General features: G+C 39.9%; 13 protein-coding genes. 9 read left to right on the top strand and 4 right to left on the bottom strand.

Features of this window, described 5'->3' with window-relative positions; genetic code table 11:
• Positions 1-126 precede the first annotated feature (126 nt).
• Together purB and FJR08_RS15935 are read left to right on the top strand one after the other, a co-directional pair.
• A complete protein-coding gene (gene purB / locus FJR08_RS15930; protein WP_041458503.1) occupies positions 127-1,422 on the top strand; it encodes an adenylosuccinate lyase in 1,296 nt (431 codons plus the stop codon).
• 284 nt (positions 1,423-1,706) lie between these two features.
• Positions 1,707-2,261 (top strand): DUF4126 domain-containing protein, encoded by a 555-nt coding sequence (locus FJR08_RS15935; RefSeq protein ID WP_168633823.1) that lies wholly within the window; start codon positions 1,707-1,709, stop codon positions 2,259-2,261.
• A gap of 69 nt (positions 2,262-2,330) precedes the next feature.
• Here the strand turns inward: FJR08_RS15935 and hemH are convergent, their stop codons facing one another.
• Positions 2,331-3,497, bottom strand: coding sequence for a ferrochelatase (hemH, locus tag FJR08_RS15940; RefSeq protein WP_168633824.1), 1,167 nt, complete (start codon positions 3,495-3,497; stop codon positions 2,331-2,333).
• 93 nt (positions 3,498-3,590) lie between these two features.
• On the opposite strand from hemH, the gene FJR08_RS15945 reads away from it, so the two are divergent.
• From FJR08_RS15945 to FJR08_RS15960, 4 genes are all read left to right on the top strand, one after another.
• Positions 3,591-4,220, top strand: coding sequence for a class I SAM-dependent methyltransferase (locus FJR08_RS15945; protein WP_168633825.1), 630 nt, complete (start codon positions 3,591-3,593; stop codon positions 4,218-4,220).
• Between the two features lie 515 nt (positions 4,221-4,735).
• A complete protein-coding gene (locus FJR08_RS15950) occupies positions 4,736-4,939 on the top strand; it encodes a hypothetical protein (protein ID WP_168633826.1) in 204 nt (67 codons plus the stop codon).
• A gap of 12 nt (positions 4,940-4,951) precedes the next feature.
• Positions 4,952-5,590 (top strand): MotA/TolQ/ExbB proton channel family protein, encoded by a 639-nt coding sequence (locus tag FJR08_RS15955; protein ID WP_015081172.1) that lies wholly within the window; start codon positions 4,952-4,954, stop codon positions 5,588-5,590.
• Positions 5,590-5,994, top strand: a complete 405-nt coding sequence (locus FJR08_RS15960) for a biopolymer transporter ExbD (protein ID WP_168633827.1) — start codon at positions 5,590-5,592, stop codon at positions 5,992-5,994. The genes FJR08_RS15955 and FJR08_RS15960 overlap by 1 nt, the downstream gene beginning before the upstream one ends.
• A gap of 229 nt (positions 5,995-6,223) precedes the next feature.
• Here FJR08_RS15960 and lpxD read toward each other — a convergent pair whose 3' ends face one another.
• The 3 genes from lpxD to rd form a co-directional block, all read right to left on the bottom strand.
• On the bottom strand, positions 6,224-7,258 hold the full coding sequence (gene lpxD, locus FJR08_RS15965) for a UDP-3-O-(3-hydroxymyristoyl)glucosamine N-acyltransferase (RefSeq protein WP_168633828.1): 1,035 nt from the start codon (positions 7,256-7,258) through the stop codon (positions 6,224-6,226).
• Positions 7,259-7,333: 75 nt separating this feature from the next.
• Entirely contained in the window at positions 7,334-8,575 is a 1,242-nt protein-coding gene (locus tag FJR08_RS15970; protein ID WP_168633898.1) for an NAD(P)/FAD-dependent oxidoreductase, read from the bottom strand.
• Positions 8,576-8,661: 86 nt separating this feature from the next.
• Positions 8,662-8,826: a rubredoxin gene (gene rd, locus FJR08_RS15975; RefSeq protein ID WP_168633829.1), complete on the bottom strand. Its 165-nt coding sequence runs from the start codon at positions 8,824-8,826 to the stop codon at positions 8,662-8,664.
• Positions 8,827-9,253: 427 nt separating this feature from the next.
• On the opposite strand from rd, the gene FJR08_RS15985 reads away from it, so the two are divergent.
• From FJR08_RS15985 to FJR08_RS15995, 3 genes are all read left to right on the top strand, one after another.
• Positions 9,254-9,820 (top strand): SRPBCC family protein, encoded by a 567-nt coding sequence (locus FJR08_RS15985; protein WP_168633830.1) that lies wholly within the window; start codon positions 9,254-9,256, stop codon positions 9,818-9,820.
• A gap of 5 nt (positions 9,821-9,825) precedes the next feature.
• Positions 9,826-10,401 carry a DUF924 family protein gene (locus tag FJR08_RS15990; protein ID WP_168633831.1) on the top strand — a complete coding sequence of 192 codons (576 nt, stop codon included), beginning with the start codon at positions 9,826-9,828 and terminating at the stop codon, positions 10,399-10,401.
• A gap of 621 nt (positions 10,402-11,022) precedes the next feature.
• Entirely contained in the window at positions 11,023-11,340 is a 318-nt protein-coding gene (locus FJR08_RS15995; protein WP_168633832.1) for a hypothetical protein, read from the top strand.
• Positions 11,341-11,351 lie beyond the last annotated feature (11 nt).

The following is an 11,351-nucleotide window of genomic DNA, read 5'->3' on the forward strand; positions in this document are numbered from 1 at the left end:
CGTCAAAAATCTCAGGCTCCGCTAGGGGATGTAGAAACCCCCGGCTCAAACGAAGTTAGCCAGGGGTAGTTCATGAGTGGGTAATTTTCAATGTAAAATATGACAGTTGTATTAGATGCTGTGAATGTGATTGAGCGTTATACCCTGCCCGAAATGGGCAATTTGTGGAGTGAAACCTATAAGCTGAAAACCTGGCTAGATGTAGAGATCGCGGTTTGCGAAGCACAGGCAGAACTGGGTTATATTCCAGCAGCAGCAGTAGAAGAAATTAAGGCTAAGGCGAATTTTGACCCGCAGCGGGTGCTAGAAATTGAGGCGGAAGTCCATCATGATGTCATTGCTTTTTTGACAAATGTTAATGAATATGTAGGTGATGCAGGACGCTATATTCATTTAGGTTTAACTAGTTCTGATGTCTTGGATACTGCTTTATCACTACAATTAGTTGCTAGTCTGGATTTGTTGTTAAAACGCCTAGAAGATGTAATTGATGCCATTCGTAAGAAAGCCACAACACATCGGCATACGTTAATGATTGGGCGATCGCATGGTATTCATGCTGAACCGATTACCTTTGGCTTTAAGTTAGCTGGTTGGTTAGCGGAAGTATTGCGACACCAAGAACGGCTGCAAATTCTCAAAAAAACCATCGCTGTTGGCAAAATATCCGGTGCGGTAGGAACTTACGCCAACATTGAACCACGTGTAGAAGCGATTGCCTGTGCAAAACTCGGACTGAAACCCGATACTGCTTCCACTCAGGTAATTTCCCGCGATATTCATGCAGACTTTGTGCAACAGTTAGCATTACTCGCTGCATCCATAGAACGCTTTGCTGTAGAAATTCGCAACTTGCAAAAAACAGACGTTTTAGAAGTTGAAGAATTTTTCGCTAAAGGGCAAAAAGGCTCTAGTGCTATGCCTCACAAGCGTAATCCTATCCGTTCCGAACGGTTAACAGGGATGGCGCGACTGGTGAGAAGTCATGCAGGGGCAGTATTAGAAAACGTCGCTTTGTGGCACGAACGGGATATTTCCCACAGTTCTGTAGAACGAGTAATTTTACCAGATGCTTGCATTCTGACTCATTTTATGCTGCATGAAATCACCAACTTGGTAAATAACTTGTTGGTTTATCCTGAAAACATGGCCCGAAATCTCAACTGTTATGGGGGAGTAGTCTTTAGTCAAAGGGTATTACTAACCTTAATAGACAAAGGACTTAACCGCGAAGAAGCATACTCTATAGTCCAAGAAAGCGCCCACACTGCTTGGAATAAACCAGAAGGCAACTTCCGTGATTTAATCAGCAAAGATCCTCGCGTCACTCAAAACTTGTCACCCGCAGAGATAGAAGCCTGTTTTGATCCACAACATCATCTCAAGCATTTAGAACAAGTTTATCAACGACTGGGTATTTAGAACTGGATTGGGGATTGGTGATTGGTGATTGGTGATTTTCTCCTGACCACTGACCACTGACCACTGACCACTGACCACTTACTCCTTCCATGTCGCAAAGTGAAAGGTAAATATACGGCTTATTACTATACTCAAAACATAAAAGCATAGATTACAACAGTGTATATATAGAAATTCAATCTGTATCTACTATGACTATGTTAATTTCATCTAGTCTTGATCAGAAGCAATTGTCAGTATTAATAAAGCACCTTTGCTAATTTAGTAAAGTCGGGGATATACACATGATTGAAATTCTCGCCATCCTATCTGCTGGCGCTGCTGCTGGAATGAGATTAGGTGTACCTTTACTAATTATAGGTATCCTAAAAGGTGATCAAATTTGGTCGCTGATGCCAGTATTATCACGCATTTCTCCCCAGATTTTAATCGGACTACTCACTAGTTGGTCTTTGTTTGAACTATTCGCTTCCAAAAAACTCATTGGCCAGAGAATAGTACAGCAAGTTCATTTATTTTTGTCTCCCCTAGTAGGAGCTTTGATGGGTTTAGCTGTTGCTTCAGCGACTCACACACCAAATTGGTTAATTGCCTTAATTGGTGGTTTATTGGCTTTGGTATTTCAGCTAGTTTTAGTAGGTTGGTTTTATCGCTTGCGTGGGTTGCCAATGTGGGCAGTGTTTACGCAAGATGTCATGTCTATTACACTGGTATTTTTTGCGGTGGATGCTCCTCGAAAAGGAGGATTAATTGCTTTGATCCTCCTCTGGCTTGCTGTTATTAGCGGTAAATACTGGTATGACTGGTATAAAAGTGGTAGAAAAGGGCAGGGGGGCTGAGGAGAGAATAACAAAAAATATTCTTTTGTCTGTTACCAATCACCAATCACCAATCACCAATCCCCAAAACTAATGTAAAAGTCCGATGACGTGGAGTAAGCCTTTACCAGTGACTAACTCAATAATCAACCCGATAAATCCTAGCATGGCTATGCGACCATTCCAAACTTCGGCACTGGTGGTGATTCCCCATTCCCAACGTTCTTGGGGATACATTTTCACCCTTTTTTTCATTTGGGTGACTTGAGAGAGTTTGAGGTTAGGTTGTTGAAGGGCATCAATTATCAAGTCAGATAGGGCTTTAATAAACACTGGATTAGTGTTGGGCGCAGGGACACGTCCGAAGTTGTGTATTCCTGCTTCTTCAGCTATTTCTCGATATTCAATGTCAATTTCTTGGAGTGTTTCGATGTGTTCGGAAACAAAACTAATGGGAACAACTACCAAATCTTTCACACCTTTTGCACCGAGTTCGTTCAGTGCATCTTCTGTATAGGGTTGTAGCCATTCTACAGGACCAACGCGACTTTGATAAGCTAATGTGTGGGGATTCGGACGGTTGAGGGTTTGCATAATTAAGTCTGTGCATTCCTCAATTTCTTGTTGATAGGGATCACCCGCTTCCTCTACGTAGCTTTTGGGGACACCGTGGGCGCTAAAGAAGATATGCACGTCATCAGGATGGGAAAATTTCGCAAGTTCGCCAGCGATAAGTTCTGACATTGCTTGCAGATAACCTGATTCTTTGTACCAAGAAGCGATGACGGTATATTCAAGACTTTGAAGTTTGGGGTTTTCTTTCCACAGTTGTTCTAATAACCGGAAACTCGAACCGCTGGTGCTGATGGAAAATTGGGGGTAAAGTGGGAGAATTACTAATTTATCAATGTTATCTTGAGTAAGTTGGGCGATCGCTTCTTCTGTATAAGGATGCCAATAGCGCATTCCCACATAAATATTAGCTTCTTGTCCTAATTGACATAACTGAGCTTTAATGGCTGCTCCTTGCTCTTCTGTAATCCGTCGCAAGGGAGAACCGCCGCCGATTTGCTGATAATTTATTTGAGATGTTTTTTCTCTACGCGTAGCAATAAACCAAGCTAGAGGTTTTTGCATCCAGCGAAACGGTAAGCGGATAATTTCTGGATCAGAAAACAGATTATACAAAAACGGTCCGACATCTTCTGGTTTGTCGGGACCACCGAGATTAAGTAATAATACCCCTATACGACCCATAGCAGTTACTTTCCCCCAATCCTTACAGATTTTTCACTAATGTTAACAATATATCTTTATTAAATATAAAGCTTTATCGGCAGGAAAAAAACAATGGCCACAATTTTTAGAGATTTAAGTTACAGATACCAATGGCTGTATGATGGCATCTCCCGGTTAGCGGCTGTGACTGTGGGTGGTGAACCCCGGTTTCGTCAACTGGCTTTACAAAATTTAAAACTGCAATCTGATACTCAAATTTTAGATTTATGCTGTGGTAGTGGTCAAGTAACCAGATTTTTAGTGAATTTTTCGGAAAATGTCACTGGCTTGGATGCTTCCCCATTATCTATCCAGCGAGCGCAGAAAAATGTCCCAAATGCCACTTACATAAAAGCATTTGCTGAAAATATGCCTTTTGCTGATAATTTATTTGATGTGGTACATACTAGCGCGGCTTTACACGAAATGCAATCTGAACAACTGCAAAAAATCATTAAAGAGGTTTATCGGGTGTTAAAACCGGGAGGAGTTTTCACTTTGGTAGATTTTCACTCTCCCACAAATCCGATATTTTGGCCGGGATTGGCGGTATTTTTCTGGTTGTTTGAAACCCAGACGGCTTGGGAATTGTTGAAAACGGATTTACCTGGTTTGTTAAGAGATTATGGTTTTGATGTGGGAAAACCTACTTTATATGCTGGTGGAAGTTTGCAGGTGATTCAGGGCAGGAAGATGATTTGAGTTTCTTGTGCTAATTCATAAGTTTAAATTATTGGTTTGCTATTTTTAAATAAGTTTTTTCAAAAAAATTTTTTATTTTGAGGGTGTGGGGCGGGCTAAATGTGCTAATATAGTTATATTATTACAATTGAATGTAAGCAAAATTTTTATTTAGGCACAAATTCCCATTATCAGAATATCACGCCGAGAAAATAAAGTCAATAGGTTTTGACCCCAAAAAAAGAAATTTTTTTTATTTTTTTGAACATTGAGAACATCAGTACCAATATTCAGTTGAAAAAATCATACCACAAATACACTCTGCCATAGCAATCGCCTAGACTTGCTCTTCTTGAAAATCTGTTAATCTAGCTGTATCAAGAATTAGTAAAAGAGTAAAGAATAGGACATCAAATCTTCAGACATCTATTGACATTTTCCGACAATAGGTTCATAATATTAAATATATATGAGAGTTTTGTAGTTAATTTAAAGTCAATAAATATTTTGAGTAACTGTAATGGTTCCGAATAGACTTGAATGGCTACAAAGAAAATAAACCTTTCCTTAGAAAACTTGGTAGTTCTAGAGAAAATTTGGGTATTGAACTCGTTGATAGACAATCAAGAGCCTTAGAATTACGTTCTAAGGCAATGTGGGATACCACCTTCACTAACTCAGTTGGTGATGTTATACTAGATATTCACGATATCTCAGATGTCGGGGAATGTCTCGGTTAAAAGTATCAGTCAATGGAAATTAGTAACTTATTCAAAGCCGGTGGCGTAGTTATGTGGCCACTGCTATTTTTTTCGGTTTTAGGAATCACTCTCATTCTGGAACGGATTACGTTTTGGATAGGAATTAGTGGCCGTCAGAATCGCGTAGTCAAGCAGGTGTTAAGTTTTTATCGTCAAGGTAATGTAGTTACCTCTCTAGATATACTACACAAAAATGCTGATTTACCGATTGCGCGAATTTTTCTAGCGGCTTTAGAATTGGAAGAACCCAACCCAGAGGAATTCCGCTTGGCTTTAGAAAGTGAGGCTCAGGCGGAAATCCCGTTATTAAAAAGGTTTCAAAATATTTTTGATACAATTATTGGTTTAGCTCCCTTGCTGGGATTATTAGGGACCGTTTTGGGTTTAATTGGCTCTTTTGCATCATTAAATATTGGTGATGTCGGTAGTACAAAAACCGCTGGTGTCACTTCTGGGATTAGTGAAGCCTTAGTATCCACAGCATCGGGATTAGTTGTAGCTATTATTACCTTGTTTTTTGCGAATAGCTTTCGGGGAATGTATTTACGACAAATTGCCTGGATTCAAGAATATGGTGGGCAATTAGAATTAGTTTATCGTCACCAGTATGAAAGAGGGGATAAATCATAATGCGTCTACCAGATGAACCGGATATTCCAGCCCAGATTAATATTGTGCCGATGATTGATGTCATCTTTGCTATTTTGACATTTTTTATTATGTCCACTTTATTTTTACATCGTTCCGAAGGGTTGCCAGTTAATTTACCTAAAGCTGGGACAGCCAAAGCCCAATCATCAGCCGCACCAATTACCGTTACTGTAGATTCAGCAGGGAATGTGAGTTTAAATCGCCAGCCAGTAACTTTGGAAACTTTACCAGTAAAGGTACAGGAATTAATGGGCAAAAATACGGAAGTGGTAGTGATTATTAATGCTGATCAAAGTGCTACTCATGGTCAAGTCGTGGTAGTGATGGATCGGGTGCGGCAGGTAAAAGGAGCAAGATTAGCAATTGCCACACAAGCACCTTAACAGGTTAGTGATCAGAGTAGCAACTGCGTGGGGTTCCTTTTAGGAACTACGGTCAGAAACGGTAAGTTCTACCGAGATTGCCTGTGGAGCGGGCAAACAAGATTGGAAGTCATTCTAAGACCGCGATGAAGCAGGAAATAAACACTAAGATTATCGCTGTCCAGATGTGTCTAGACTTTGGTAATTTTGGGTAAGTTTTATAGAACGGAATCTCATTCTTTAATGACAATTATTCATCACCTGATTTGCGTTTTAATTGTTTAAAGAATTGATATATTTCTGGCAAGCGATTATAAATTACTGCCGCCTTGATGTACACTTTGTGCGGCATTGCTGGAGTACCTGAGACAATTTCCCCCGGTGCGACATTGCCGTGAATACCAGTTTGAGCAGAGGCGATCGCCCCATCCCCGATTTTAGCTTGATTGGCAATTCCCACTTGTCCAGCTAAAATTACCCGATTTCCTAGTCTTACCCCTCCAGCCATGCCTGCTTGACCTGCTATGGCACAACCAGCCCCAATTTGACTACCATGTCCTATCTGGACTAAATTATCAATTTTAGTATCTTTGCCCACCCTGGTTTCCCCCACAGCGGGACGGTCTATGGCTGTATGACAACCTACTTCTACCCTATCTTCTAAAACTGTATAGCCTGATTGTTCCATTTTAAACCAACCGGTGCGGGTAGGCACAAAGCCAAATCCCTCTGCACCAATGACAGCACCGCTATGAATAACGCAATCTGCACCGATTTGGCTGCGTTCGTGGATGGTACAATTAGCGTGTAAGGTAGTGCGATCGCCTATTTTGACTTCTGGATAAATGACAACATTGGGATGAATAATGGCATAATTGCCAATTTCCACAGCTTCAGAAATGACAACATGAGCGCCAATATAAACATCATCACCAATTTTGGCGGTGGGGTGAATGACCGCGCTGGGGTGAATTTCGGGACTAGGACGGTAGGGTTGATAAAAAAGAGTGACCGCTTTGGCAAACAACAGTTTTGGTTCTTTCGTTGTTAACCAAGCAATCCCCTTTTCTGTGGCTTGATTCTGCAATTTTTCATCTGGGGGTAAAATTACAGCGCTCGCATTGGTAGAATTGAGCAATGAAGCAAATTTAGAGCCTTCTATATAGCTGAGAGTTCCAGATGTCGCTTCGTCTATGGCTGCAACTCCAGTAATTTCTACATCAGTTTCAAGGCTACTTTGGGTAATATAATCACTAAGCTGGTTGAGAATTTCACTAAATTTCATATTGATTTGCTAACACGATTTATAGATTTTTGTTTCGCGCCCAGACGCAAAGGAGCAAAGGCGCAAAGGAAGAAATTAGTTATCTTCTGTTGATTTTGTCATGGATTGACCGGCTAAGTAGGCTGTTGTCCAAGCACTTTGGAAGTTAAAGCCACCGGTGACACCATCAATATCTAATATTTCACCAGCAAAATGCAAGCCGGGGACTATTTTACTTTCCATTGTTTTGAAGTTGACTTCTTTGAGGTTGACTCCTCCACAGGTGACAAATTCTTCTTTAAATGCGCCTTTACCTGTAATTAGGTGTTCTCCTTGGGAGATTTCTAGGACTAGTTGATTTAGGGTTTTGTTGGATATGGTTGCCCAACGTTCTTCTGTGGGAATATGGGTACGATTGATAAGATATTGCCAAAGCCGATGAGGTAAGTCTACACCACGATGGAGGGCGATCGCTTTTTGTCCCCATTCAGCTTTGACTGTTAAAAGTTTTTGTCTCACTTCCTCTTGGGATAAATCTGGCAACCAATTAATCAATAATTTATGTTGATAGCGGTTTTCATGGAGAATTCTCGCCCCCCAAGCCGAAAGTTTCAATACTGCTGGACCACTCACACCCCAATGGGTAATTAACAATGGGCCTGTTTGTTGGAAGGGGGTTTTTCCAGTCCCAGGTAAGCGCAGATTTACAGAATTAACACTAATTCCTGCTAATTCCCGCAGTTGAGGATCTGCAATATTAAAGGTGAACAAAGAAGGTACAGGGGGTTGGATGTCATGACCTAATTCTCTAGCGATTTTATAACCTGCTAAACTGCTACCTGTAGCCAAAAGTAAGCAATCGCATTCTTTCGTTTCTCCCGATTTGAGCAGAATTTCAAACCCGGCATTTTTACGAGTGACAGCGGTAACAGGTGTGCCAATACAAAGTTCTATTTTGGCATCAAAAGTCGCCTTAATTAAACATTCAGCAATGGTTTCTGCACGATCTGTAATTGGGAACATCCGGCCGTCAGCTTCCGTTTTTATATTCACCCCATGTTCCGTAAACCAAGCTATGGTGTCTAGAGGTTGAAACCGGGTAAATGCACCCAACAGGGCTTTACCACCTCTAGGATAATTCTGAACTAAAATTTTGGGTTCAAAACAAGCATGAGTAACGTTACAACGTCCTCCACCGGAAATGAGAACTTTCGCCAAAGGTTGACGACTAGCTTCGATTAAAGTAACCTGGGCTTGAGGATTAGCTTCAGCACAAGCGATCGCACCAAAGAATCCCGCCGCCCCACCACCAATAACTACAATTTGCAAGGGTAACAACTTCAAAAATTTTTTAATATTTCAGATTTCAGATCCCCGACTTCTTGAAGAAGTCGGGGATCTATCGGATCTATCCTATCTCCATATTACTCTTCATATAACTCAAATTCAGTTTTTTCAGCACCGCACACTGGGCATACCCAATTATCTGGAATATCCTCAAAAGCCGTTCCTGGTTCTATATCACCATCAGGATCACCTATTTCTGGGTCATAGACATAATCACAAACGGTACATATATAGTTTTGCATCTTTTTTACCTCTGATCAATGACTTGTCAGTTTTTTTGATGTAATAATTATTGATTATGAAACTAAAAACGCCACCATCTCCTTGAGCAATAACTGAAGATTGCTAAAGCTATAGCCCCAAAGAACAGTAGAGTAATTAAACCACCAGGAAGGAAGGTGATAATACCCAACCCTCTCAGTACAAATAAGGAGACACTCATCCCCAAAAGAATCCCAAAACCCTGGATGAATTTGCCATTTAAAGAAGATTGACTCACGGTGTTTTTCTCTTAACTCCAATTTACGCTCTTGAAAATGAACTTGAGACTAATTATCTGCGAAAACTCCATAAATTGAACTGTAATTAGAATTAAGTGAGTTAAACTCAATGAAATCATCAAGGTTAATCACTTAAAAAGTTACCAAAATCACTATATCTGCATTATATATGTCAACCTCAAATCTTAAAAATGTCGCTTACGCCAAGCTACCTCTATTAGATACCCTTTGGAGTCAAGATCAGCAAAGACGACTAATTCAGGGAGAAGTATTCACAGAAATTCGCTCTCATACTAACTGGGGTGGTGCTGTTACCACTTGTATGTATGTCCCACTAGTTAGATCCCATGTCTGGCAACAAATTACAGATTACCCCCGTTGGGTACAATATTTTCCCGATGTTACTAAAAGCGAAGTTATATCTAGAGGTGATGTTAAACGGCTGTATCAAGCGGCACAAAAAGCTTTTTTATTTTTTACAGCCCAAGTAGAAATTTATCTGAGTGTGGTGGAAGTATTAGGACAGCAAATCCACTTTCAGATGGAAAAAGGCTCATTTACAGATTTTCACGCCAAGTTAGAACTTAAAGATATGGGTAATGGTACTCTGTTAGCTTATACGGTACAAGCCACTCCCAATATTCCCATTCCCTCAATTTTTATTGAACAAGCAATGAATTTGGAGTTACCAGCAAATCTATGTAAAATGCGACAGGTGCTTTGTAATCATCAATAATAGCAATGTCACAGGTAACAACTATTTTGGATTTTTGGTTTGGTCATCCTAATGACCCAAACTACGGGAAAATTCAACCATTTTGGTTTGAAAAACAACCGGATTTCGATGCTAAAGTCCGCGACCTTTTTCTGGAAGATTACCAACAAGCGGTAGCCGGATATTTACATGATTGGATGAATTCACCAGAAACCTGTCTAGCTTTAATTCTGTTACTAGATCAATTTCCCCGAAATATGTTTCGTGATACCCCACAAGCCTTTGCAACGGACTGGGAAGCACTGTCATTAGCGCAACACGCCACAAACAAAGGCTATGATAGAAAATTATTGGCTGTGCAACGCTGGTTCATATATTTACCCTTTGAACACAGTGAAGACCCAATTGATCAACGCAAGTGCATTAAGCTATTTCAACAACTTAGTCATGATCCCTATAGTGCAAAAGCGATTGAATCAGCTTTTCGACACAAGGAAATAATTGCCCGATTTGGTCGTTTTCCCCATCGTAACGCCATTTTAGGACGGATTTCTACTCCAGAAGAAGAGGAATTTTTGGAAGAACCTGGTTCTTCATTTTAAGTTGGGGATTGGGTTATTTTCCCCCGCACTCTATGTGGGTTTGAAACTGTTAATTCTCTGTGAGTATGTGTTTCCGTAGCATACAGTAGCCTCCTAGGAAATTTTTCTTTACATATCTGCCAGTAAACGTTTTAATTTGTCCAGTCACAAAGCATTAAGTCAGGGGGTTATTTCCACAACTCCCTTTTTTAGTGCGCTGCTTTCTCTAAATCGTGCTTAATTTTACTAAAAATCTTTTAATCTACGTCTTTAGATAGATGACATGGTTTTGATAAACTTTTAAAATCACTTGGGTTTTGTGTTATTGAATACACTGGATTGTAGTCTAGTTATTCTAGCTACCATTTTTTGTATTTTTGTATCAAAAATTGACAAACAACCCTATTTTTGTGGTATTTTCACCACAAATCAATGTATTACTGTTTATCTATCTCAATCTCAATATTATTTGGCTCTACCTCTTCTTATGCTAAAAAATTAGCAACAAGTATGACTCTTAGATTTTGGCTAACAACTGTCTGTAGTACAATAGTATCCGTTACTACTTTGTATTTTGGTCTAAATTATTCAAAATTTTGCTTTAAGCAAATGCGCTATCTAAGTGACAAAGAAAAAATTCAGATGGCATTCAATTATCAAAATAACAGAGAACGTATCCCAATAGAAACCGTAGATAAAGGAACTCAGTATTATAGGCAAATTAGGTACGATAATTTTGAGGAATTTATCCAAAAAAATCCGAATTGCTGCCAAGTAAATCCTGGGGGAGGATATGACCTTCCACCGGCTAATTTTTTAGATCGCATCACTGGATATAATTCTGGTGATGCCATAGTTCTTAATTTTGAAGTCCGTTATCTGGATGATAAAGGTAATCAAAAATCAAAAATAATTAAGTTTGAAAATGCACCACAAAATTGTGGTGCAGTCCGATGGTAAAACTTAAAATT

Source organism: Dolichospermum sp. UHCC 0260, from assembly GCF_009711985.1.
Taxonomy (GTDB): Bacteria; Cyanobacteriota; Cyanobacteriia; order Cyanobacteriales; family Nostocaceae; genus Dolichospermum; species Dolichospermum lemmermannii.